Annotated in this window: 20 protein-coding genes and 1 pseudogene; 6 read left to right on the top strand and 15 right to left on the bottom strand. The window is 68.7% G+C overall.

Annotated features, from left to right (window positions below; translation table 11 throughout):
- Positions 1-58 precede the first annotated feature (58 nt).
- The 5 genes and pseudogenes from ACHAAJ_RS06680 to ACHAAJ_RS06700 form a co-directional block, all read right to left on the bottom strand.
- A complete protein-coding gene (locus ACHAAJ_RS06680; protein WP_435727217.1) occupies positions 59-271 on the bottom strand; it encodes a helix-turn-helix domain-containing protein in 213 nt (70 codons plus the stop codon).
- Between the two features lie 131 nt (positions 272-402).
- Positions 403-1,216, bottom strand: a pseudogene (locus ACHAAJ_RS06685) (3-deoxy-7-phosphoheptulonate synthase); the annotation flags it as partial.
- 239 nt (positions 1,217-1,455) lie between these two features.
- Positions 1,456-2,019, bottom strand: a complete 564-nt coding sequence (locus ACHAAJ_RS06690) for a flavin reductase family protein (protein WP_435727218.1) — start codon at positions 2,017-2,019, stop codon at positions 1,456-1,458.
- Between the two features lie 68 nt (positions 2,020-2,087).
- A complete protein-coding gene (locus tag ACHAAJ_RS06695) occupies positions 2,088-3,122 on the bottom strand; it encodes a hypothetical protein (RefSeq protein ID WP_435727219.1) in 1,035 nt (344 codons plus the stop codon).
- A gap of 102 nt (positions 3,123-3,224) precedes the next feature.
- On the bottom strand, positions 3,225-3,770 hold the full coding sequence (locus ACHAAJ_RS06700; RefSeq protein WP_435727220.1) for a glycoside hydrolase family 18 protein: 546 nt from the start codon (positions 3,768-3,770) through the stop codon (positions 3,225-3,227).
- Between the two features lie 215 nt (positions 3,771-3,985).
- Between ACHAAJ_RS06700 and ACHAAJ_RS06705 the strand changes: the two genes are divergently transcribed.
- Positions 3,986-6,322 (top strand): glycosyltransferase family 2 protein, encoded by a 2,337-nt coding sequence (locus ACHAAJ_RS06705; protein WP_435727221.1) that lies wholly within the window; start codon positions 3,986-3,988, stop codon positions 6,320-6,322.
- Positions 6,323-6,361: 39 nt separating this feature from the next.
- On the opposite strand, the gene gdhA is transcribed toward ACHAAJ_RS06705, so the two are convergent.
- The 3 genes from gdhA to ACHAAJ_RS06720 form a co-directional block, all read right to left on the bottom strand.
- On the bottom strand, positions 6,362-7,702 hold the full coding sequence (gene gdhA / locus ACHAAJ_RS06710) for an NADP-specific glutamate dehydrogenase (RefSeq protein WP_435727222.1): 1,341 nt from the start codon (positions 7,700-7,702) through the stop codon (positions 6,362-6,364).
- A 168-nt stretch (positions 7,703-7,870) separates the two neighbouring features.
- On the bottom strand, positions 7,871-8,383 hold the full coding sequence (locus ACHAAJ_RS06715) for an ArsR/SmtB family transcription factor (protein ID WP_435727223.1): 513 nt from the start codon (positions 8,381-8,383) through the stop codon (positions 7,871-7,873).
- A gap of 70 nt (positions 8,384-8,453) precedes the next feature.
- Positions 8,454-9,656 (bottom strand): acetoin utilization protein AcuC, encoded by a 1,203-nt coding sequence (locus ACHAAJ_RS06720; protein ID WP_435727224.1) that lies wholly within the window; start codon positions 9,654-9,656, stop codon positions 8,454-8,456.
- 157 nt (positions 9,657-9,813) lie between these two features.
- Between ACHAAJ_RS06720 and ACHAAJ_RS06725 the strand changes: the two genes are divergently transcribed.
- Positions 9,814-11,232: a TrkH family potassium uptake protein gene (locus ACHAAJ_RS06725; protein WP_435727225.1), complete on the top strand. Its 1,419-nt coding sequence runs from the start codon at positions 9,814-9,816 to the stop codon at positions 11,230-11,232.
- 25 nt (positions 11,233-11,257) lie between these two features.
- Positions 11,258-11,896, top strand: coding sequence for a potassium channel family protein (locus ACHAAJ_RS06730; protein WP_435727347.1), 639 nt, complete (start codon positions 11,258-11,260; stop codon positions 11,894-11,896).
- Positions 11,897-11,932: 36 nt separating this feature from the next.
- On the opposite strand, the gene proC is transcribed toward ACHAAJ_RS06730, so the two are convergent.
- From proC to ACHAAJ_RS06760, 6 genes are all read right to left on the bottom strand, one after another.
- Positions 11,933-12,802, bottom strand: coding sequence for a pyrroline-5-carboxylate reductase (proC, locus tag ACHAAJ_RS06735; RefSeq protein WP_435727226.1), 870 nt, complete (start codon positions 12,800-12,802; stop codon positions 11,933-11,935).
- Positions 12,803-12,829: 27 nt separating this feature from the next.
- Positions 12,830-13,702 (bottom strand): sugar phosphate isomerase/epimerase family protein, encoded by an 873-nt coding sequence (locus ACHAAJ_RS06740; RefSeq protein WP_435727227.1) that lies wholly within the window; start codon positions 13,700-13,702, stop codon positions 12,830-12,832.
- Positions 13,703-13,718: 16 nt separating this feature from the next.
- Positions 13,719-14,738, bottom strand: a complete 1,020-nt coding sequence (locus ACHAAJ_RS06745) for a Ppx/GppA phosphatase family protein (RefSeq protein WP_435727228.1) — start codon at positions 14,736-14,738, stop codon at positions 13,719-13,721.
- An 18-nt stretch (positions 14,739-14,756) separates the two neighbouring features.
- Positions 14,757-17,498, bottom strand: coding sequence for a type I DNA topoisomerase (gene topA, locus ACHAAJ_RS06750; RefSeq protein ID WP_435727229.1), 2,742 nt, complete (start codon positions 17,496-17,498; stop codon positions 14,757-14,759).
- A gap of 154 nt (positions 17,499-17,652) precedes the next feature.
- The gene (locus ACHAAJ_RS06755) at positions 17,653-18,288 is read right to left on the bottom strand and encodes an ArsR/SmtB family transcription factor (RefSeq protein ID WP_435727230.1); all 636 of its coding nucleotides are present in this window, start codon (positions 18,286-18,288) and stop codon (positions 17,653-17,655) included.
- A gap of 11 nt (positions 18,289-18,299) precedes the next feature.
- Positions 18,300-19,916 (bottom strand): DUF7059 domain-containing protein, encoded by a 1,617-nt coding sequence (locus ACHAAJ_RS06760; RefSeq protein WP_435727231.1) that lies wholly within the window; start codon positions 19,914-19,916, stop codon positions 18,300-18,302.
- Positions 19,917-19,982: 66 nt separating this feature from the next.
- Here ACHAAJ_RS06760 and ACHAAJ_RS06765 point away from each other — a divergent pair, with 66 nt between their 5' ends.
- On the top strand, positions 19,983-20,537 hold the full coding sequence (locus ACHAAJ_RS06765; RefSeq protein WP_435727232.1) for a hypothetical protein: 555 nt from the start codon (positions 19,983-19,985) through the stop codon (positions 20,535-20,537).
- A 19-nt stretch (positions 20,538-20,556) separates the two neighbouring features.
- Complete coding sequence (locus tag ACHAAJ_RS06770) at positions 20,557-21,213, top strand: GNAT family N-acetyltransferase (RefSeq protein ID WP_435727233.1); 657 nt, start codon at positions 20,557-20,559, stop codon at positions 21,211-21,213.
- On the opposite strand, the gene trhO is transcribed toward ACHAAJ_RS06770, so the two are convergent.
- Positions 21,210-22,118: an oxygen-dependent tRNA uridine(34) hydroxylase TrhO gene (gene trhO / locus ACHAAJ_RS06775; protein ID WP_435727234.1), complete on the bottom strand. Its 909-nt coding sequence runs from the start codon at positions 22,116-22,118 to the stop codon at positions 21,210-21,212. The two genes, ACHAAJ_RS06770 and trhO, sit on opposite strands and share 4 nt — an antisense overlap.
- A 126-nt stretch (positions 22,119-22,244) precedes the next feature.
- Between trhO and ACHAAJ_RS06780 the strand changes: the two genes are divergently transcribed.
- Positions 22,245-22,910, top strand: a complete 666-nt coding sequence (locus ACHAAJ_RS06780; RefSeq protein ID WP_435727235.1) for a GNAT family N-acetyltransferase — start codon at positions 22,245-22,247, stop codon at positions 22,908-22,910.
- Positions 22,911-22,913 lie beyond the last annotated feature (3 nt).

Below are 22,913 nucleotides of genomic sequence, written 5' to 3' on the forward strand. Positions count from 1 at the left end.
ACGTTAAACGTTCCTTAACAGATTACCCTGTTCCGGAGCGCGTCTCGGACCACGGGACTCAGGCGGTCTCCGAGGTCCCCTCGACGCAGGCGGTTCGCAGGTAATCCCCGACGGCCGTCTCCGGAACGCGGTACGAACGGCCGAACCGGACGGCGGGGAGCTCCCCCGAGTGCACCAGCCGGTACACCGTCATCTTCGAAACCCGCATCACGTCGGCGACCTCGCCCACCGTCATGAATTGCGCGTCCGAGAAGTTCCTAGCGTCAGCCATCCCCAATTGTCTCCTGATCCGGGCAGATTCCATCGTTTGATGGCGGCGCGTTCATTGCCTCCGTGGGCATGAGCCGTCCATGCTCACAGTAGTGGCTGGTGTGGCAAAAGTGAAACCCCTGGTCGTGGGATTCACGACCGCCTACGAATCGCCTCCGCCAGGTCGGCCAGCAGCCCCCGGGTGGTGTCCCACCCCATGCACGCGTCCGTGGACCGACTGCCCGTAAACGACTGGCCCGTCGGTCCCCCCGGGGCCAACTTTTGGGCCCCTTCGACCAGGAAGCTCTCCGCCATCACGCCGGCAATACCTCGTTCTCCCGTCCCGATTCGTCGCGCCAAGTCACCGAGTACCGTGGCATGGCGTACGTGGGACTTGCCGCAGTTGGCGTGGCTGGCGTCGATCACCAGACGCGGATTCACCCCTCGCGACGCCAATTGCGCGGACTCCGCGGCAACGTCGCTTTCGCCGTGGTTGGGGCCGTTCGCGCCGCCACGCAGCACCACATGGGCATCCCGGTTGCCGCGGGTCGCGCCGAGGCTGGCGCGGCCGCCGTCGTCCATCCACAGGAAGCTCTGCGGCGGCGGCCGAGCACGCGTCCAATGCGACCTGCAGTCCGCCGTCGGTGCCGTTTTTGAAGCCCACCGGCATGGACAGCTCCGACACCAGTTGGCGGTGGATCTGGCTTTCCGTGGTCCGCGCTCCGATGGCTCCCCAGGGCACGAGGTCCGCGAGGTACTGCGGACTCATCGGCTCGAGGAACTCGGTGGCGGCGGGCAGGCCGAGGGCGCCGACGTCGAGCAGGAACCGGCGGGCGGTGCGCAGACCCGCGGCGATGTCGTGGCTGCCGTCCAGGGCGGGGTCGTTGATCAGGCCCTTCCAGCCCACGGTGGTCCGCGGCTTCTCGAAGTAGGTGCGCATGACCACGACCAGTTCGCCGCGGTGGCGGGCAGTTCGTCCACGAGCTGCCCGGGGGTCTCGGTGAAGGAATCGATCCGTTCGTTGGCGTTGGGGAGGGCGCGGGACTCGGCCGTGGTGGTCATGGTGATCCCTTTCGGTGCGGAGCCTACTCCGGCAGACCCGCCCGATTCCCGTCACCGGGTGTTCGAACGCCTTCAGGGCCGCCTGGAAATGGCAAAGGACCTCGAGCATGGGCTCGGGTCCTGGTCGGCTGTGACGCGCCACCCCTAGATGCCCGGGGCGCGGCGCAGGCCACGGTAGTCGCTCGCGAAGTGCACCAGCGGATCGTCCGCCCGTCCGGATTCCATGCCCCTCCCCATGGACACCACCTCTCCCACGACGACCAGATGCGTGGCGGCCTGCATCGTGTCCACCGTGCGGAGCTCGAACCACGCCAGGGCACCCTCGACGACGACGGCCCCGGTGGCGGGGGCGCGCCGGAAGGGCACCTGGTTCAACAGTCCGAAGACCGGGTTCCCGGGGCTTGCCAGCCAGTTGGCGATGCCTTGCTGGTCGGCCGCCAACAAGGACAGCGTCCAGTAGCCGGCGGACTGGACCGCGTCGGCGATGCGCCCGTCACCGTACAGGGACACCAGCATGGTCGGCGGGTCGCAGGAGACATCGAGGTAGCCGGTCACCGTCGCGGCGACGTCGTGCCCGCGCTCGCGCGTGGCCACGACGGCGACGCCGGAGGCGATGTCCGCCGCGAGTTCCCGGTAGGCGTCCGCGTCGTCCTCCGGCGAATCGCCGGATCCCATGAGGCGCGCTTCCGGCGGATCGGTCAGTTCCATGCCCTCATCGTCGCAGACCGCGGCCCGGCCGCCGGTCGAGACAGCCCGGTCCGGGCGTGCGGCGACCGTCACGGGGAAGGGGTGGTGGAGGCGGGCTTCCCGGCCGGACTGGATGGGGTCGCCGGTACGGGCTTCTTGGACGGCGCGGGTGTCTTCGAGGGGACGGGGTTCTTGGCCGGAGCGGAAGCGGACTCCTGCGCGTCGAGGATGGCCTGCACCTCGACGTTGTTCAGGAGTTTCCACGGCGAGTCCTGCGAGCCCTGCATGGCCGCCTCGGGACTCTGCGCCGTGTTCCACCACTTGGATTCCATGACGCGCCCGTCGAACACGATCCGATCCCTCTTGACGTACACGTCCGTAGGCGACCATTCGGGATAGAGCCCGGCGGGAGCCGCGACAACGGGACGGGGCTTGTCGCCGGGCAGCACGGGGCCGACCAATGTCCACGGCGTGACTCCCGCGTTACCCACTGGCGCGTCGGGTGCCACGTCCTCGTTCCACCACTTGGCCTCGTAGACATTGCCCCGCCAGACGGCTCGGTCGCCCTCGACGAAGGTCGCCTCCTGGTTCCAGACCGGGTAGGGGCTGGTGGCCGGGTTGTCGACGATGGCCGATTCGACGGGCGCGGGCGCCGGCGCGGACGACGCCGGTGCGCGGTTCGCGGGGGCGGCGTTCCCGATGCCACGCGACAGAATCTGTGCGAATTCCCCGGGGGTCTGCGCGGTGCCGCTGCAGTTGTTGGAAACGCGGGTGGCGTCGGGGAAATTCGGGCCGCAGGCCTGGTCGCGGTTCGCGGACCAGAAGGACATCCTGCCCACGTTCACCTCGACGGCGAACCGGTTCAGTGACTCGGCGTCGTCCGTCGTGAGTATTTCGCCCAGGAGGTCGTTCTGGCCGATCATGGGCGTCAGGCCGATCTTGCGCCAGAGGCTCTGTTCGCCGATCCGCTCGTCGCGCTCGGCGTACGCCTGAGCCAGCTGGGCGTGGGCGCTGCGGGCGGTCTGGATCGCCGCGTCGGCCATCGAATCGCCGGGCGCCCGGGACTCGCCGTAGTTCATGGTCATGAGATTGACGCCAGCCAGGTCGAGGCCTGCGTCCAGCATGCGGTCGACCTCCGCAAGCCCCTCCGCCGTCAGACCGAAAGTGGCGGCCGGCAGCGTCAGCCAAACCTCAAGGGGCTCGCCACCTGCCGCGCGGTCCGACTGCTACCCGGCGACCGCCAATGCCCGGCGTTCTCCGCCGTCGGCGTCCGTCAGGTCGTCGCCTTCGATATCCAGGTCCAGCGTCTTCGACTCGTAGCGGTCAAGCAACGCCGCGTAGGCCGCCCGCAGGGCCACCGGGTCCGAACACGCGGTGGCCGGTTCGTCGTTGAGCAGCCCCCCGGTCGAGACGACGATCTCGCCCCCGGCCTCCCGCACGCGGGCCGCCCGCCGGTCCAGATCGAAAGTCTCGGCCGCCGAATCCATTGTGTAGAAGCTTCCCCACGATGGCTGGCACGGCTCCTCCAGATCCGCCACGGCGAACGCCAGCACGACCCGCTCCCCCGGAGCCACGTTGCCGCCGATGTCGTAGAACGGAGTCGAGGTCGCATCCACGTAGGAGCCGAACCACTGCCGGCCCTGCCCCGCGGCGGCTGAGTCCTGCGCCTTGCCCCAGACCAGAACGGAGGCGGCAGCCAATCCGCACACGACCGCGAGAACGATGATGAGACGGGTCGGCGACAGGCGTCGGCCCTCGAATATCGATGCCATATTTCCCCCCAAGGTATCGGTGGCGGAACCCCTCCGCCACGCGGGTACGGTGTCGGCCGCGGCTTCGGTCGGATCCCCATCCGGCCGTCGTCCGCGCTTCCCGGCACGTACCCATGGACACAGTAGCCCCCTGCGCTAAGGTTGTCCCAAGTCACGCGTCATTCGTTGCGTGACCGCGATGGGGATCGCGTATTTCGGGGGAAATTGGGGAAACCATGAACAAGACGATTGTCGATGCCGCCACGACCGGCGATGAGACCGACACCGGCGCCGGACCGCGCCGCCGCCAGTGGGGAGCGGAGAAACGGTCGGAACCGCTCTCGCTCGTTCACCCGCGGCCTTCCACTGCGAAGCTGGCCTGGGGGCGCGTAGCCATCGTTTCCACGATTCTCGCGTGGATCGCCTACGTCGTCTCCACGATCCTGCGCCAGCTGGCCAACAATCCCAACGTCGGCTTCCGCTTCCAGTTCGAAGCCGTGCTGTACCTGGTGGTGGTCACGTTCCTGACGTTCTCCGCCCTGATGTACCTCACGGCCCGGCAGGGCGCCCTGCACCGCTTCGCCGAACACCGGCGGGTTCCGCGCGGCGAGCTGGACCGGCACTTCCGCGACCACGACCACGGCATCACGGTCCTGGTTCCCAGCTACGCCGAGGAGCCATCGGTGGTCCGCGGAACGCTGTGGTCCGCCGCCCTGCAGGAGTTTCCGTCGCTGCGGATCGTCCTGTTGATCGACGACGCGCCATTTTCCGACGATCCGCAGGTCCGCCTCCGGCTCGAGGAGACGCGACGGTTGAGCGGCGAGATCCAGGCAGCGCTCGACGCTCCCCACCGCGCCGCCGCCCTGGCCCTCGAGTCGTTCCGCATTCGCCGTTCCGCCGGCGCGGAGGACACCACCCTCTTGGAGGGGTTGGCTGCCAGCTACCGACGCTCCGCCGAATGGATCGACTCCATGGCGGAAACCGAGCAGGTCCACGACCATGTGGACGAGTTCTTCGTCGACTCGGTGCTCATGGGCCTGTCCCGCGAACTCCGGTTGACGCTGCTTGCCCTGGAGGCCGCGGCCGCCCAGCGGGAGGCGCCGGAGGCGGACCGCATGGAGGAACTCCACCTCCGCCTGGTCCGGATCTTCAAGGCGGACCTCGGGCACTTCGAGCGCAAGCGTTTCGCCAGCCTGTCCCAGGAAGCCAACAAGGCCATGAACCTGAACTCCTACATCTCACTCATGGGCAAGTCATGGCGGTCGGAACAGCTCGGGGACAATCTGGTGCTGCGCGAGGCACCGGACGACGCCGCGGACCAGGGCCCGCTCGACGGGATCCTGCAGGTGCCGGATTCCGAATACCTGTTGACGCTCGACGCCGATTCGTTGCTGCTGCGCGACTACTGCCTGCGGCTGGTGTACTTCCTGGAGTCGGAGGAGAACGCCCGCATCGCGGTCACGCAGACGCCGTACTCCTCGTTCCGCGGCGCACCGACGAGGATCGAGCGCATCGCCGGCGCGACGACGGACATCCAGCACATTCTGCACCAGGGCAAGACCCGCTACAACGCGACTTTCTGGGTGGGGGCCAACGCCGTCATCCGCAAGCGCGCCCTCATGGACATCGTCGAGGTCAACACGGTGGGCGGGCACGAAATCCGGACCTACATCCAGGACCGGACCGTCGTCGAGGACACGGAGTCCAGCATCGACCTCGGCACGCACGGCTGGGGGCTTTCCAACTATCCCGAGCGCCTCAGCTACAGCGCCACGCCACCGGACTTCGGGTCCCTCGTGGTGCAGCGACGGCGGTGGGCGAACGGCGGCCTGCTGATCATGCCCAAGTTCTGGGCGCAGCTCCGGGAGCGCCGCCACCGCCACGAACGCCTCGGCTTCAGGGAAGTGCTCCTGCGGACGAACTACATGTCCTCGATCGCCTGGGCGAGCCTGGGACTGGTCTTCCTGCTGGCCTACCCCTACGACAGCAGGCTGCTGAGCCCGCTGATCTTCGCGGCCGCCGTTCCCTACTTCCTCTGCATGGGGAGCGACCTGCGGGACTGCGGCCACCGCTTCAGCGACATCTTCCGGATCTACGGCTTCAACCTCGTTCTCCTGCCCGTTAACATCGCCGGTGTCGCCAAGTCCATCCAGCAGGCCTTCACCGGCGCCAAAATCCCCTTCGCGCGCACGCCCAAGGTCCGCGACCGCACGGCGGCCCCCGGCGTCTACGTCTTGGTCCCGTACCTGATCGTCGCGTTCTCGCTACTCACGCTGTGGCGCGACATCGAGGGAGAAAACTGGGGCAACGCCGCCTTCGCGGGGATCAACGCGCTACTGGCCGCCTTCGCGATCCGCGCCTACATCGGCATCAAGAACTCCATCGCGGACATGTCGCTCGGACTCGTGTCCTGGCTCTTCGTGGCACCGCGGAAAAGGAGCGCCCCGGCGGCCGAGCGGCCCGAGGCCACACCGGAGACCGCGGATTGGACCACCATCCTGTATCAGGGCGACCGGCGGCTCAACCGCGACCTCCGCAGGAGGGGTGACCGCCGACGGCGGATCGGCGTGTAGTTCCGGCGCCGTCCCACGCCGCGGCGTCGGACGGCGCCGCTAAACGACGCCGAGGGCCAGCATCGCGTCGGCGACCTTGACGAAGCCGGCGATATTGGCTCCGGCGACGTAGTTGCCCGGCATGCCGTATTCCTCGGCCGTCTCGGCACAGCGAGCGTGGATGTCGACCATGATGTTGGCCAGCCGCTGCTCCGTGTAGTCGAAGCTCCACGAGTCCCTGCTGGCGTTCTGCTGCATCTCCAACGCCGAGGTTGCCACGCCTCCTGCGTTGGCGGCCTTGCCCGGGCCGAAGAGCACGCCGGCCTCCTGGAAGATCGCGGTGGCCGAGGCGGTGCACGGCATGTTGGCGCCCTCGGCAACGGCCACGACGCCGCGTTCGACCAGACGCTTGGCGGCGACGTCGTCGAGCTCGTTCTGCGTCGCCGACGGCAGTGCCACGGTTCCGTCGACGTCCCAGACGCTGCCGCCTTCGACGTACTTCACGGAGGCGCCGCGGCGTGCGGCGTATTCGCTGACGCGTCCGCGCTCGACCTCCTTGATTTCCCGCAACAGGGTCAAGTCGATCCCGGCCTCGTCGACGATGTAGCCGGAGGAGTCCGAGGCGGTGATGGCACGGGCGCCCAACTGCTGGGCCTTCGCGATGGCGTTCAGCGCGACGTTGCCCGATCCGGAGACCAGCACGGTCTGTCCGTCGAAGCTCGCCCCGCGGGTCTTGAGCATCTCCTCGGCGAAGAGCACGGCGCCGAAGCCCGTTGCCTCGGGTCGGACCAGGGATCCGCCCCAGCCGGTTCCCTTGCCGGTGAGCACGCCGGACTCGTAGCGGTTGGTGATGCGTTTGTACTGGCCGAAGAGATAGCCGATCTCGCGTCCGCCCACGCCGATGTCGCCGGCTGGGACGTCCGTGTACTCGCCGATGTGGCGGTAGAGCTCGGTCATGAACGACTGGCAGAAGCGCATGACCTCCGCGTCGGACTTGCCGCGGGGGTCGAAGTCGGATCCGCCCTTGCCGCCGCCGATCGGCATGCCGGTCAACGCGTTCTTGAAGATCTGCTCGAAGCCGAGGAACTTCACGATCCCCAGATACACGGAGGGGTGGAAGCGCAGTCCGCCCTTGAACGGCCCCAGCGCGGAGTTGAACTCGACGCGGAATCCGCGGTTGATCCGCACCCGACCGTTGTCGTCGGTCCACGCGACGCGGAAGATGATCTGGCGTTCCGGCTCGCACATGCGCTGGAGGACGGCGGCGTCGGCGTATTCGGGATGGCGTGCCACCACCGGGTCCAGACTCTCGAACACCTCGGTGACCGCCTGGTGGAACTCGGCTTCCCCCGGGTTGCGGAAGAAAACCTCTTCGCGGATCTTCGCTAGGTGCTGTTCCATGTGGTTCTCCCGACGTTGTGGGTCCCGACGCAATCTGTGCGTCTGCGCGTTTCTTTCGCCACGACACCCTTCCACGGAAGGCACCGGCGCGGCCAACGGGCGGCAACAAACGCCGGATCGACGCGTAACTCTGAGTCCACCGTCACATGGCGCGGAAGATGTTCGCCGCTAGCGCCTCCGCCCGAACTTGGGTTTCGGAAGCCGGTCCAGGAGGTCCTGCGCCCTGCCGGTGACCTGCTCCACAGTGCGGCCAACGGTCCGCCCAAGTTGCTGGCCGGGCTGGCCCGGCAGCGCCGGAACCGTGGCCAGTTCCGCGTGTACGCCCGGCGCCGATGCAACCATGGGTACGCGCGCGGTCCCGGGACGCGCCCGGGGCGCCGCGAACGGCACGGCGGGAACGACGTCGGCCGCGGCGTCCGCTACCGGAACAAACGACGTCAGCCAGGCCGCCGCATCCTGGAACACTCCGGGATCCACGGCGTAGAACCGACGTTGGCCGTCCGCACGGGTCGTCACCAGTCCGGCCTCGCGCAGCACTTTCAGGTGCTTCGAAACCGTCGGTTGGCTGACGCCCAGGGTGTCAACCAGTTCCCCTACCGAGCGGTCCCCCGGCCGCAGCGCGTCCAGGATGCGGCGCCGCGTGGGTTCCGCGATAACAGGGAAAAAATCGTCGATGGCCATCCCATCACCTTATCCGCATATACGCTGGCAAGCATTTTGCCGCGGGGGCAACAGGCATCCGGCCCAAGGGTCAGTCAAACCAGGGATCCAGCCCGTGCAGCGGGAAGATTTCCTTCCGGGTGGCCATGATCGTCCGGTCCACCGGATCGGCGGGATCGTAGCCGACCTCCCACGAACGCCACCAGACGTCGGCGTCGTCGCCCATGGTCACCGGCGCGGCGAGGCCATAGCGATCGGTAACGTACTCGCGCCAGGGTTCGGGAACCCGCATCGTCAGCGGCACGGGCTTGCCCGCCGCGATGGCCACCAGATGGCTCCAGGCCCTGGGAACGACGTGCGTGAGGTTGTACCCGCCGCCGCCGGTGGCGATCCAGCGACCGCCGCAGAAACGGTCCGCGAGGTCCCGGATGTCCAGCATGTTCTGGCGCTGCCCGTCGACGCTCAGCCGGAGGTTGCTCAGCATGTCCTCCCGGTGGCCGTCGCATCCGTGTTGGCTGACAATCACCTCCGGCGCAAAGGCCGCGGTCAGCTGCGGGACCACGGCGTGGAAGGCCCGCAACCACGCCGCGTCGGTCGTGCGGGCCGGCAACGCCACGTTCACGGCCGTGCCCGGCGCCCCGGGACCACCGGTCTCATTGGCGAATCCGGTACCCGGGAACAAGGACATTCCCGATTCGTGCAGCGACACGGTCATGACCCTCGGGTCGTTCCAGAAAAGGCTCTGCGTCCCGTCGCCGTGGTGCGCGTCGACATCGACATAGAGGACGCGCGACACCCCGGAATCGAGCAGCCGTGTGATGGCGACCGCCGTGTCGTTGTAGATGCAGAATCCGCTGGCCCGCCCGCGGGCGGCGTGGTGCATGCCGCCCCCGAAGTTGACCGCGTGCACGGCCGTTTCGTCGAGAATCGATTCGGCCGCCGCCAGCGATCCGCCGGCCAACCTCGCGCTGGCCTCGTGGATCCCCGCGAACAGCGGATTGTCGTCGGTCCCGAGTCCGCGTTCCTCGTTCGGCTCGTCGGGGTGTTCGCTGACATGGCGGACCGCTTGGATGTAGTCGCGGTCGTGGACGCCGGCCAGGATGTCGTCGCCCGCAACCCGGGGCTCGATGAGGCCGATGTTTGGCAAATCGATGAGTCCCAATGACCGCGAGAGCCGCATCGTCAGGTCCAGTCGCGCCGGGTGCATGGGATGGCCGTCCCCGAAGTGATAGGCCATCATGTCCGCACTCCAGACGATCCGCGTGGGCGGTGCCGGCACCGTGTTGTTGCTCATCACACCTCAGGCTACGCGAATGCGGCCCCCGGGCGCCCAGTGAGACGTGGCCGTCGTCACGGGCGGACTCCCGCCGGGGCGGCGTCGAGGTGGTTTACTGAGAACTGGCGACAGGAGGGTCCTGCGCCCGAGCACGCCACGGAGCCGACCGGTACCCATGCCCGCACCGCAACAGACGTCACGCCCCACGGGCCTCGGCGTGTTCGCGCGCGCCCTGACCGGCGTGCGGGACTTCGTCGATACGCTCGCGGCCGCGTCGCCGGCCCGTTTGGCACTCGCGGTGTTCTTCCTCGTCATCACGGTCTTCACGCTGCTGCTGTCTTTGCCGGCGTCCGCAGCCGACGGCGACATGACGCCGCTCCACGATGCGCTATTCACGGCGGTCTCCGCCGTCTGCGTCACGGGCCTGACCGTGGTCTCGACCGCGGACCACTGGTCCTTCTTCGGCCAGGTGGTCATCCTGGTGGGCATCTTCGTCGGCGGCCTGGGCATCATGACGCTGGCGTCGCTGCTGTCCCTGGCGGTCAGCAGGCGCCTGGGCGTGCGCGGCAAACTGTTGGCGCAGCAGTCGATGAACACGCAAAACGTCGGCCGCCTGGGCGAGGTCGGCACGCTCTTGCGCATCGTCATCACCACCTCCGTGGTGATCGAGCTTTTGCTGGCCGCCATGCTCACCCCGCGCTTCATGGTCCTCGGCGAACCGTTTGGACAGGCCCTGTGGCACGGAACCTTCTATGCCATCTCGGCCTTCAACAACGGCGGATTCACGCCACACAGCGACGGACTGATCCCCTACGAGACGGACCTGTGGATCCTGGTCCCGCTGATGATCGGCGTGCTGATCGGCAGCCTCGGCTTCCCCGTGCTGATGGTGTTGGTGACGTTCGGCCCCAAGATCCGGCAATGGACCCTGCACACCAAGCTGACGCTGACGGTCACCGGCATCCTCTTCGCCGCCGGTGCCCTGGTCTGGGGCATTCTCGAGTGGCAGAACGCGTCGACCATCGGGGGGATGAACGACGGCGACAAAGTCATCAACGCCGTTTTCGCCTCGGTGATGACCCGCTCGGGGGGCTTCAACCTCGTGGACCAGAACCAGCTCGAATCCTCCACCATGCTCTTCACCGATGCACTGATGTTCGCCGGCGGCGGTTCCGCGTCCACGGCGGGCGGCATCAAGGTCACGACCATCGCCGTCATGTTCCTGGCGATCGCCGCGGAGGCGCGAGGCGACACGGACGTCAAGGCGTTCGGCCGCCGCATTCCGGAGGGCACCATGCGCGTGGCGATCTCGGTGGTGGCGTTGGGCGCCACGCTCGTCAGCGTCGCGGCGGGCTTGCTCCTCGGCATCACCGACGAGCCGCTGGACCGCGTCCTGTTCGAGACCATCTCCGCGTTCGCCACCGTGGGACTCAGCACCAACCTCAGCGCGGAGCTCCCGCCGTCGGGCAAGTACGTGCTCTCCGCCCTGATGTTCGCCGGGCGCGTCGGCACCATTACACTGGCCGCGGCGCTCACGCTGCGCCAGCGCGACCAGCTGTACCACTTCCCCGACGAGAGGCCGATCATTGGCTGAGAACAAGACGAACCACAACGCCCCGGTGCTGGTGATCGGCCTGGGCCGGTTCGGTTCCGCCGTCGCGGAGCAGCTGGTTCGCCAGGGCCGCGAGGTGTTGGCCATCGAGCGCAACGCCGAACTGGTCCAGAAGTGGGCGGGGACCCTGACGCACGTGGTGGAGGCGGACGCGACGAACGTCGACGCCCTGCGCCAGCTCGGCGCCCAGGACTTCACCTCCGCCGTCGTCGGCGTGGGCACCTCGATCGAATCGTCGGTGCTGATCACCGTCAACCTCGTGGATCTGGGGATCGAGCACCTTTGGGTCAAGGCCATCACGCCTTCCCACGGCAAGATCCTCAGCCGGATCGGTGCCAACCACGTCATCTACCCCGAGGCCGACGCCGGTGTCCGAGCTGCCCACCTGGTCGGCGGCCGGATGCTGGACTTCATCGAGTTCGACGATGGCTTCGCGATCGTGAAGATGTACCCGCCCAAGGAAACGCAGGGGTTCACGCTGGGCGAATCGCAGGTGCGTTCCAAATACGGCGTCACGGTGGTTGGGGTCAAGAGTCCGGGCGAGGACTTCACCTACGCGCAGCCCGACACCAAGGTGACCCGGCGCGACATCCTGATCGTCTCCGGCCACGTGGACTTGCTCGAGCGCTTCGCGTCACGTCCGTAGGGGCGTTGGCCGGGCCGACAGTCCGGCCCGGCCGGCTTAGCCGGCCAGTTCGCGGCTGATCTCCGCCGCGCGCTCGGACGCCGCGCGGGCCCCGCGCGAGACGATCGCCGGCAGACCCTCCGCTTCGAACGTCGCGATGGCCTTTTCCGTGGTTCCGTTGGGGCTGGTGACGCTCTTGCGCAGCGCCGCGGGGTCGGCGGACTCGTCGTCGAGCATCAGTCCGGCCCCGGCCACCGTGGCGCGCGCCAGGTCCCGCGCCAAGTCCGCGTCGAGCCCCAGGTCCACGCCCGCCTTCGCCATGGCCTCGGCCAGGTAGAAGACGTAGGCGGGCCCGGAGCCGCTGACGGCGGAAACGGCATCCAACTGGGATTCGGGAACCACACGCACCAGCCCGGTGCCTTTCAGGAGCCCCACGACGGCCTCGACGTGTTCGTCGGTGGCGCTGGTGCCCCCGCTGAGGCCCACCGCGCCGCGGCCGACCGTCATGGGCGTGTTCGGCATGCTGCGGACCACCGGCTGTCCCGGGGCGAGCGACCCCTCGATCAGGTCGATGGTCACCGCGGCGGCGACGCTGACCACGACCGCGCCGGGGCGCAGGGCGCCCGAGATCTCTCGGCAGAGGTCCTGGATGCCCACGGGCTTCACCCCGAGGAAGACGACGTCGGCGCCCAGGACGGCGTTGGTGTTGGCGTCGGGGTCCTCGGACGTGGCCAGGGTGTGGACCCCGGTGTCCGCGGCAAGGGCCCGGGCCTTCTCCGCGCCCCGCACCGTGGCGACCACGCGGGTGGGATCCACTCCGGATGCGAGGATGCCGCGGAGGATGGCGCCGTTCATCGAGCCGGTGCCCAGGAAGGCAATGCGGTGAGGGAAGGTCTCTGTGGGGTACTCGTGGTTCGTGGCAGACATGGCGCCATTGTTCCACGGGTTGCGGCGCTAGGGTGCCCGCGGCACCTGGTCCGCGTCGGCGACCTGGCCACCCGGAACCGCGTCGGCCCCTTCCGCGTCGGACGCGGCGTCGTCGTTCGGCGCGAGGTGGCGGCGCGCGAACTCCAGGGTCTCGCCCAGCCATTCCTCGCGTTCGCCGGCGCCCTTGGCCCGTCGGGTCGACACCTCCACGGCCACCACGCCCTGCCACCGGCTGTCCCGCAGGTGCGTCATGGCCTCCGCGACGGGCTGCGTTCCGCGGCCCGGCACGAGGTGCTCGTCCTTGCTGTTGTTGCGGCCGTCGCACAGGTGTACGTGGCTCAGCCGCTCCCCCAGCTCGACCATCGCCCGGTGCGAGTCCATGTCAGCGATGGCCGCATGCGAGAAGTCCCACGTGACGTAGTCGTACGGCTGCGGAACGGGGTCCCAGTGCGGCAGGTACATCAGCGCCTCGCGGCCCCTGGCGCGCCAGGGGTACATGTTCTCGACGGCGATCTTCACACCGTGTTCCTCCATGATCCGCGCCACGCCCTCGGCGAAGCCCGTCGCATAGGTACCCTGCCAACGGAACGGCGGGTGCACCACAACCACGTCGCAGCCGACCTCCTCGGCCATCGCGGCGGACATCTCGATCTTGTTCCAGGCGTTGCCCCACACCTGCTGGGTCAACAGCAGGGTTGGGGCGTGGATGGCCATGATCGGCTGGTCGTAGCGGGCGCTGAGGTCCATGAGCTTCCCCGGGTGCTGGGAGATCTGGTTGCCCGTGACGAGCACCTCCACCCCGTCGTAGCCCAGATCGCTGGCGAGGGCGAACGCGTCGTGCACGTTCAGGGGGTAGACGGACGCGCTGGAAAGCGCCACTGGGATGTTGTCCTGGGTCATTCCTCGGCTTCCCGTCTCACTGGTGGGCATCCTTTTGGGGCAGGCCCGGCTGTTGCCCGAGCTCCACATGGCCGACTCCCACGCTACTACGCGGCGGCTCGGGACTGTCGAACATCAATTGGTCGAAGCGGCGGAGAATCAGTCCCTCGCGCAGCGCCCACGGGCAGATGCGCAGGCTCTTGATCCCGAAGGCCTTCATGGCCTCCTCCGCCACGACCGCGCCGGCAAGCAGCTGCGGCGCCCGGACCTCGGAAACCCCCGGCAGTTCGCTGCGCTGGTCCGCGCTCATGGCACCCAACCGGTGGCGCCACAGCTTCAGGTCCGCCAGCCGGAGCACGCGCTTGACGTAGGGTCCGTCGGCGCTCGGCGCCGCGCCGGTGACGCGGGCCAGCGAGCGGAACGTTTTCGACGTGCCGGCCACGAGCGTGGGGCGCCCGAAGGCGACCAGCTCCCCGACCGGCTCGGCCAGCGTCTCGGCCACGTGGGCCGACAGTGCCTTGACGGACTTCACGCCGGGCGGGTCGCCGGACAGCCGGTCCCGCGTGAGGCGGCCGGCGCCGAGGGGAACGGATCGCGCCACGGCCGGCAACTCGTCCGAACCGATCGCCATTTCAAACGATCCACCACCGATGTCCAGGTCCAGGATCGTCTCGTGCGACCAGCCGTACCAGCGGCGGACGGCCGAATACGTCATTCCGGCCTCCTGCTCTCCGGTCAACTCGGTCAGGCGGACGCCGGTCTCCGCCACGACCCGGTCCAGCACCTCCTGGCCGTTCGCGGCCTCGCGGATGGCCGACGTGCAGAAAGCCAAGAGGTCCTGGGCGTTGTGCCGCACCGCGAAGCGCGAGGCCTCGTGGACGAAGTCCAACAGTTCCCGCTGGCCCGCCTCCGTAATGGCTCCGTCCCCGTCGAGGTAGGCGACGAGGGACAGCGGCCGCTTGTGCGTGGCGAACGCCGCGGGACGGGCGCCCGGGTACGCGTCCACCAACAGCAAGTGGACCGTGTTCGAACCGATGTCCAGGACGCCCAGTCTCATCCGTTGTCCGCGCTCCCGCTACTTCTTCTTGGCCGGAGCGCGCCGAGCCGGGGTCTTGCCGGCACCGCGCTTGACCGGACCCTTGGCGCGCTTCTCCGCGAGAAGCTCCACGGCGCGTTCGCGGGTGAGTTCCTCGATCGCGGTGTCGCGCGGGACGGTGATGTTGGTGATGCCGTCCGTGATGTAGGGACCGAACCGGCCCTCCTTCACGACGATCGCCTTCTCCGAGACCGGGTCCGCGCCGAACTCGGCCAGCGGCGGGGCGGCCGTCCGCCCGCCACGCTGCTTCGGCTGCGAGTAGATTTCCAGTGCCTGCTCGAGGGTGATCGTGAAGATCTCCTCTTCGGTGCCGATCGAGCGGGAGTCCGTCCCCTTCTTCAGGTAGGGGCCGAAGCGTCCGTTCTGAACGGTGATCTCCACACCCTCGGCATCCTGCCCGAGGACCCGCGGCAGGCGGATCAGCCGCAGGGCCTCCTCCAGCGTGACCGTTTCCACGGACATCGATTTGAAGAGCGATCCGGTGCGGGGGCGCACCTTGGCGGGCTTCTTCGGCGGCTTCGGCTTTCCGTTCTTGTAGTACTCGACGGGCTGGGCGGCGAGTTCCTCCGGCGTCGGATCCGTGATGACCTCGGTGACGTAGGCGCCGTAGCGCCCATCCTTCGCCACGATCTCGCGTCCGGTCTCAGGATCCGTCCCGAGCACGCGCTCCTCGGGGCCCGGCGCCTCCATCAGCTCGAGTGCCTTCTCGGCGGTGAGCTCGTCCGGGGCCAGGTCCTCGGGGACGTTGGCCCGCTGCGGCTCCGTGCCCTCCGGCGCGTCCGTGGGCAGCGGCTTCTCCAGGTACGGGCCGAACTTGCCCACGCGCAGGACGATGCCGGGCGCAATCTCCACCGAGTTGATGGCCCGGGCGTCGATGTCGCCCAGGTTCTCCACGACACCCTGCAGGCCGTCCGCCTCCTGGCCCTCGCCGAAGTAGAACTTCCTCAGCCACGTCGTGCGGGCCAGGTGTCCCTTGGCGATCTCGTCGAGGTCGTCCTCGAGACGGGCGGTGAAGCCGTAGTCGACGTACTGGCCGAAGTGCTGCTCGAGCAGCCGGACCACGGAGAAGGCGACCCAGCTGGGAACCAGGGCGCCGCCCCGCTTCGTCACGTAGCCGCGGTCCATGATCGTGGAGATCGTCGGCGCGTAGGTCGACGGCCGGCCGATCTCGCGCGCCTCGAGCTCCGCGACGATCGAGGCCTCGGTGTAGCGCGGTGGCGGGGACGTCTCGTGGCCCTGGGCCTCGATCTGGCGACCCTGCAACGGGTCGGCGACTTTGAGGACGGGGAGCCGGCGCTCGGCGTCGTTCTCCGCCTCTTGCTCCGGCGAGATGTCCTTGCCCTCCTCGTAGGCGGCGAGGAAGCCGCGGAAGGTGATGACGGTGCCAGAGGCCGAGAACTCGGCGGTGCGGCCGTCGGTCGCGTCGCCGGTGAGGCGGACGGACGCCGTCGAACCCTTGGCGTCGGCCATCTGGGAGGCGACCGTGCGCTTCCAGATCAGTTCGTACAGCTTGAATTCGTCCGCGCCGAGCTGGCTGCGCACGTCGACCGGTCGGCGGAACGAATCGCCCGCGGGGCGGATGGCCTCGTGGGCCTCCTGCGCGTTGTCGTTCTTGGACTTGTAGACGCGCATCTTCTCCGGGATGGAGTCCGCTCCGTAGAGCTCGGCCGCCTGCTTCCGCGCCGCGTTGACGGCCTCGCCGGAGAGGAACACCGAGTCGGTACGCATATAGGTGATGTACCCGTTTTCGTACAGTCGCTGGGCCACCTGCATGGTCGACTTGGACGACCAGCGCAGCTTGCGGGAGGCCTCCTGCTGCAGCGTCGAGGTCGTGAACGGGGCCGCGGGGCGGCGGGTGTACGGCTTGGTGTCGACGCTCGCGACGGCGAACGCCGAGTCGGCGAGCCCCTCGGCCAGCGACGTGGCGGATTTTTGGTCCAGGGGCACGACGCCGGCGCCGGACTTGGGCGTCTTGACCTGGCCGAGATCGTCGAAGTCGCGTCCCGTGGCGACGCGAGAGCCGTCGACAGAGACGAGCTTGGCGCGGAAGGAATCGCCGGCGTCGGTCGCGAACTCGCCGGTCAGGTCCCAGTAGGAGGCGCTGCGGAAGGCCATGCGCTCGCGCTCGCGCTCGACCACGAGCCGCGTGGCCACGGACTGCACGCGTCCGGCGGACAGGCCGGGACCGACCTTGCGCCATAAGACCGGCGAAAGCTCGTAGCCGAAGAGGCGGTCCAGCACGCGCCGCGTCTCCTGCGCGTCCACCAGATCGGTGTCCAGGTCGCGGATGTTCTCCAGCGCCCGGGCGATGCCTTCCTTGGTGATCTCGGTGAACGCCATGCGATACACCGGGACCTTGGGCTTCAGGACCTGCAACAGGTGCCACGCTATGGCCTCGCCCTCGCGGTCCGCATCGGTTGCGAGGTAGAGGGCGTCCGCGTCCTTGAGCTGCGCCTTGAGGTCGGCGACCCGTTTCTTTTTGTCCGGGTAGACGACGTAATAGGGCTCGAAGTCGTTGTCCAGATCGATGGCGAACTTGCCGACCGAGGTCTTCTTGAGCTCCGCGGGGAGCTCCTTCGGCTGCGGCAGGTCGCGGATGTGACCGACCGACGCGTCCACCACAAAGCCCTCGCCAAGGTACTTGGCGATCGACTTGCTCTTAGCAGGAGACTCCACGATCACGAGTTTCTTGCCGGTCTTTTCCTTGGCCTTCGGGGGCACAACACTCCTATTTGCAACCGGTGGCGCGCCACAACGACGGCCTGCTCATACCTGCTCTAGGGTAGCCGCATCCGGGACCCCACCAGCAAGTGGGGCCGAAAGGAGTGGGGAATGCCGCGCCGACGACGGCCGTGCGTCGCGGTGCGCGGACGGATCAGTGGGCCCGGATCTCGGGCAGGAACGACAGCATGTAGTAGACGCGTTCCCCGTCGATGCCCCGGTCTTCGGGCACCGCCAACGCCTCGTACTCGTCGACCAGCGCGTAGACGCGTTGGACGAACTCCTCGCGCTGGTCCTCCTTCAGGAACACCATCCCCGTGGTGAGCACGGGCGCGCGGCCCGGGGCCGGCTCGATGCCGGCCTTGCGCTCGATGTCCCGGCGTTCGATCTCGGCGCTGAGACGCTCGCGGAAGGCGTTGAGTTGGACATTAAGGAACGCGTTTTTCGCCGCGCTCGAGCCGCTCAGGGAGCCGACCACGAGCTGGTCGCCGGCGGCTTTCCAGCGGCGTTCGCGGCCGTCGCCCTCGTTGGCGGCGCGCTCCACGTAGCCGTACTTCTCGAGGGCGCGCAGGTGGTAGCTCATGGCGCTGGGGGTGAGGTTGCAGCGCGAGGCCAACTCGGTGGCCGTGCGGGTGGATTGGGAGGCGAACAGCTCCTCCAGGACCTCCAGCCGAGCCTCGTGCGCCAGCGCCCGGATGGCCTGTGGATCGCTGATGACCACGGGGTTGGCCGTCTGCCGCCGAACTGCCCGCGGTTCCGCCGACTCTTGTGGGACTGTGTTCTGCGTCATGTCGAAAAACTTTAGCCGTTGTTTCGCATCTCGCACAGAAAGCCACCGGTAACAAGTCGGACAACACTGGCACTCAGGTCCCGCAGCGTCTCGTCGGGGTCGCGGTCCAGCAGCGCCGCGATGGCCAGCGCGATCTGCCGGACCGTCAGTTGGCCGTCGCAGGCCGAGACGAACCCGGCCTCCTCCGTACTCAAAAGCGTGGTCCGCCGCAGACCCGCCCCCTGTCGCAGCAGGATGACGCCGGGGTGCTCCGCGCCGGGACGCTGGTGGCGCTCCTCCGTCACGTCCTCGGCACAGACCAGCAGGAGGTCCGCGACCTCCGCTCCGGCCACGAACCCGGCCGCCTCGACGGCTGCGTCCAGGTGCGGACCGATCGGCTGTTCGATCGGATACCCGATCTCCTCGAAGCGCCGTCCCACGGGCATCCGGCCCGGATCCCGCGCCCGCCGCAGCCAGACCATGCCGAAGCCGACGGCGAGCACCGAGCGCGAGGCGAAGTCCTCCAGGTACTCGACGTACCGTCGCCGGTAACGATCCGGGTCACGCGCTTCAGACGAATCGCGGAGCCACGTCTCGGCGTATTCCTCGGGCGAGGCCGTCTCCCGCTGGATGAACCACGCCTCCGTCCCCTCGGGCACCCACGAGCGCGGCCGCCGCGCCCAATCCGGGTCGCCGGCGTCGTCCGCCGTAATCTCCCAGTTGGCCAGCAACTGCGCGGTGCCACCGGGCGCCAGCACCGCGGGAAGCCCGGCGACAAGCCCGGCCACCAAACGATCCCCCGGCAGGCCGCCGTCGCGGTAGGTGTAGCGCTCGGCGTCGAATTCGCCGGCCGGATGCGGCGTAATGACGAAGGGCGGGTTGGACACCACGAGATCGAACTGTTCCCCGGCCACCGGATCCAGCAGACTGCCGAGCCGGAGGTCCACCCGGTCCCCGGGGGCGGCGGGATCCACGTCCAGCGCGCGGTGGTTCAGCAGCAAGTTGAAGCGGGTGAACGCCAGCGCGCGTTCGGAGACGTCCGTGGCCACGACGCTGTCCGCGTGCGAGAGGAGGTGGAACGCCTGGATGCCGCAGCCGGTGCCGAGGTCCAGCGCCCGCCGGACATCGCGCCGGATGGTCGTCTGGGCGAGCGTCAGCGACGCGCGTCCGATGCCAAGCACGTGGTCGTGTCGCAGCGGACCGGGACGCTGGTGGGCGCCGAGGTCGCTCGCGACCCAGATCTCGGCGTCGGCGTCCGACGCGTGCGGGCGCAGGTCCGCGGTGGCCCGCATCAGGTCGGCGCCCTCCACCGGTGCGGCGAGCCCGAGTGCGACGAGACCGGCGGCGCCACACCGGGGGAACGCCCGGTCCACGGCCGCGGTCGGCTGTTCCAGGCCCAGCATCCACAGCCCCACGACCACGGCCAGGGACGGCGGCGCGGGCAGGGCGAGTTTTCGCTGGACCGCCACGAGCGCCGGAACCACCTGGTCGCGGTTCAACGCCGCATGGGCCTCCTCCCCGACGAGTTCCGTCACGGCGTCGTGGAGGTATCCGGCGGCCAAGAGGTCCCCGGCGAGCGCGTCAAGCACTGTCTGGTCGTGGCTCTGCGGGGCATCCGGAACGCGGGAGAAGTCGTCGGTGGGGTTCACCCGAGGATTCTACCGAGGCGTCGTCATGGGGAGCACCGTCCGGGGGCACCGTCATAGGATTGGCTCATGCCACACACCCGCCGTCCGGCCCACCTCCGCCCCGCCGCGCCCAGGGCATTCGCCACAGCCACTGCCCTGGCATGCTGCGTGGTGCTGGCGAGCGCCTGCACCCCGACCCCGCAGCCGGGTGTGGCGACAGTTGACGGCGAAGCGGCCCCGGCACCGAGCTTTTCGAGGGCCTCCGTCGAACCCGTGGAGCCCGCGCCGCCCATCGCATCCTCTTTCTCGGCCGGCGGTCCGTTGCTGGTCGGCGCCAACGACCTGACGGGGCCGACGTCGACGTCGACATCGCTGACGATGGACAGCCCGGCGCTCCAGGGCGGCCAATACACCCTGACCTTCGCCTGCTCCTCGCCGGACAAGACCGCGGTGGTGACGGCGCTGGTGCAGGATCCGCAGCTGAACGTGGTGGCGGTGCAGGAGGGCGAATGCGCGGTCCACCCCGAATCCAGCGAACACGCCGTGGACTTCATCCTCGACGCCGAGGGCGTGAACATCATGCTCGATTCCTCCAGCCCGGGCCTGGCGCTGGCGGGCCGCGTGGATTCGTCCGTCAAGTAATCAGGGAGAGCGAAACCACATGACCCGCGCGGACGAAACGCGAACGCACTCCCTGTCGGCTCCCGTGGCCCCGGCGGTATGCGTCACCACGACCCACCTGCAGCAGCTGGATCCGGGCGATCTGGTCCCCGCGTCGCGGTCGCTGCCTCCGGGTTGCCGGATCGAACGGGCCCGGGGCATCACCGCGGATTTCAGCAGGTTCCTGTACCGGAGCGTCGGCAGCGGCTGGAACTGGACGGACCGCCTCGGGCTCGCCAGGACCGAGTGGGACGCGCTGTTGCGCGAGCGCGGCTCGGAGACGTGGGTGCTCTACGCCGGCGGTGCCCCGGCGGGGTACGCCGAGTTGGCCGGACGCGCGCGGCAGGCTGGGTCGACGCCGGATGCGACAGCGGGCACGGAGGTGGAGATCGTGTACTTCGGCCTCTTCCCGGAGCGCATCGGCCAGGGACTGGGCGCTCCGCTGCTGGAGGAGGCCACGAGGCGCGCCTGGGACCTGGCGTCCCGTTGGGCCGGGCTCGCGCCGGTCGAGCGCGTGTGGGTCCACACGTGTTCCCTGGACGGGCCCGCCGCGCTGGCCAACTACCGGGCTCGCGGCTTCAGCATCCAGCGGACGGAATCCGAGGTCCTGACGCCCGGGGACGCGGCCGCCGGCCTGTGGCCGTCGCCGAACCCCTAGACCGCCGTCGCGCCGGCCGACGCGCAGTCCGGACAGACGCGCAGGGCCTCGTCCGCCGCACAACCGGCGCAGAACAGGCGCAGGTTGCGGCAGGCGAGGTTGGAGCAATTCTCGAACTTGTTGGTGGCGGCGTCGCAGGCCACGCAGCGGCCGAGGCTTTTGGACTCCGGGCTGAATTCGACGTGCATCCGCTGGTCGAAGACGTAGAGCGAGCCGTCCCACAGGCCCTTGTCGCGGTATTTCTCCCCATAGCGCGCAATCCCGCCCTGCAACTGGTAGACCTCGCTGAACCCGCGGTTCACCATCAGCGACGAGAGGACCTCGCAGCGGATCCCGCCGGTGCAGTACGTCACGATCGGCTTGTCCTTGAGGTCGTCGTACTTTCCGGAATCGAGTTCGCGGATGAAATCGTGGGTGGTGGCTACGTCCGGCACGATGGCGTCGCGGAACCTTCCGATCTGGGCCTCGAATGCGTTGCGGCCGTCGAAGAACACGACGTCCTGACCGTCGCGCGCCTTCGCGTCCACGAGTTCGTGCACCTGCTCGGGCCTGAGATGCGTTCCGCCGCCCACCACTCCATCGGAGTCCACGCGGAGTTCGCCGGGCGCGCCGAAGGAGACCAGTTCGTCCCTGACGCGGACGGAAACCTTCGGGAAGTCCTCGGCTCCGCCGTCGCTCCATTTGATGTCCATCTTGTGGAACGCGGGATACTCGCGGGTGGCCTTCACGTAGGCCTTGACGTTCTTGATGTCGCCACCCGCGGTGCCGTTGATTCCGTCCTTGGAGACGATGATCCGGCCGCGCAGGTCCCAGCGTTCCAAGAGGGTGCGCTGCCAGAGTCGCACGGCCTCCGGATCGGTCAGTGGCGTGAAGGCGTAGAAGAGTACGATGCGGTTTTGGGACACCGCTTAAGGGTACGTGCAGCGCGGCCGCGGGTCCGCGTGTCGGCCGTGTTAACGGATTCTTTCGGAACGGCAACGGTTGCCCCATGGCACTCCACACCCTCCGTGACTTGGGGGTAGTGTCGTGCCATGGGATCCTCAGCGAGCGATGAACTGATCGGCAACTGGGTCACCGGCTGGGCCGGCGCCCGCGGTTACGAGTGCCGCCACGAGGGTCGCGTGCACGCCGCCCTGCGCCATGACACCACCGGCGATTGGGAATACGTCATCTACGAGCCGACCTCGGAGGAGCTCGTGGCCGTGGGCGAGACCCTGGGCAAGCATCCGGCACGGAGGTTGACGGCCTTCGCCGAAGATTCGCAGGCCCTCGCGGACGCCGCCGTCGCCGCCGGGCTGTCCGTCGTGTTCGCCGAGGAGGCCCTCATGGTCGCCGAGATGGACGGCCAGGACGTGGAGGACCCGCGCGCGCCCGAAGGCTTCACGATCGACGTTCAGCGGGACGCGAAACACGCGTTCGTCTCGGTCCACACGGAGGACGATCCCGACGTGGTCGCCGCCAGCGGACACGTCTCCGTCGTCGGCGACTACGCCGTGTTCGACCGGATCGTCACCGCCACCGAGTTCCGCCGTCGCGGGCTCGGCAGCCTGGTGATGCGGGCGCTGGTGGCCGCCGCGCTCGAGCACGAGGTGGACGAGGGGCTGCTGATCGCCTCCATCGACGGTCAGGCGCTCTACCAGTACCTCGGATGGACACCGCTGGGCACCGTCGTCACGCTGGAGGGCAAGCGGTCCTAGAGC

Source organism: Arthrobacter arnarulunnguaqae, from assembly GCF_051262515.1.
In the GTDB taxonomy this organism is placed as follows: domain Bacteria; phylum Actinomycetota; class Actinomycetes; order Actinomycetales; family Micrococcaceae; genus Arthrobacter_N.

Bases quoted from the DNA above. Each gene is read 5' to 3' on its own strand.
- ACHAAJ_RS06680 (WP_435727217.1), bottom strand. From the start codon at position 271: ATGGCTGACGCTAGGAACTTCTCGGACGCGCAATTCATGACGGTGGGC.
- ACHAAJ_RS06690 (WP_435727218.1), bottom strand. From the start codon at position 2,019: ATGGAACTGACCGATCCGCCGGAAGCGCGCCTCATGGGATCCGGCGAT.
- ACHAAJ_RS06695 (WP_435727219.1), bottom strand. From the start codon at position 3,122: ATGCTGGACGCAGGCCTCGACCTGGCTGGCGTCAATCTCATGACCATG.
- ACHAAJ_RS06700 (WP_435727220.1), bottom strand. From the start codon at position 3,770: ATGGCATCGATATTCGAGGGCCGACGCCTGTCGCCGACCCGTCTCATC.
- ACHAAJ_RS06705 (WP_435727221.1), top strand. From the start codon at position 3,986: ATGAACAAGACGATTGTCGATGCCGCCACGACCGGCGATGAGACCGAC.
- gdhA (WP_435727222.1), bottom strand. From the start codon at position 7,702: ATGGAACAGCACCTAGCGAAGATCCGCGAAGAGGTTTTCTTCCGCAAC.
- ACHAAJ_RS06715 (WP_435727223.1), bottom strand. From the start codon at position 8,383: ATGGCCATCGACGATTTTTTCCCTGTTATCGCGGAACCCACGCGGCGC.
- ACHAAJ_RS06720 (WP_435727224.1), bottom strand. From the start codon at position 9,656: ATGAGCAACAACACGGTGCCGGCACCGCCCACGCGGATCGTCTGGAGT.
- ACHAAJ_RS06725 (WP_435727225.1), top strand. From the start codon at position 9,814: ATGCCCGCACCGCAACAGACGTCACGCCCCACGGGCCTCGGCGTGTTC.
- proC (WP_435727226.1), bottom strand. From the start codon at position 12,802: ATGTCTGCCACGAACCACGAGTACCCCACAGAGACCTTCCCTCACCGC.
- ACHAAJ_RS06740 (WP_435727227.1), bottom strand. From the start codon at position 13,702: ATGACCCAGGACAACATCCCAGTGGCGCTTTCCAGCGCGTCCGTCTAC.
- ACHAAJ_RS06745 (WP_435727228.1), bottom strand. From the start codon at position 14,738: ATGAGACTGGGCGTCCTGGACATCGGTTCGAACACGGTCCACTTGCTG.
- ACHAAJ_RS06755 (WP_435727230.1), bottom strand. From the start codon at position 18,288: ATGACGCAGAACACAGTCCCACAAGAGTCGGCGGAACCGCGGGCAGTT.
- ACHAAJ_RS06765 (WP_435727232.1), top strand. From the start codon at position 19,983: ATGCCACACACCCGCCGTCCGGCCCACCTCCGCCCCGCCGCGCCCAGG.
- ACHAAJ_RS06770 (WP_435727233.1), top strand. From the start codon at position 20,557: ATGACCCGCGCGGACGAAACGCGAACGCACTCCCTGTCGGCTCCCGTG.
- ACHAAJ_RS06780 (WP_435727235.1), top strand. From the start codon at position 22,245: ATGGGATCCTCAGCGAGCGATGAACTGATCGGCAACTGGGTCACCGGC.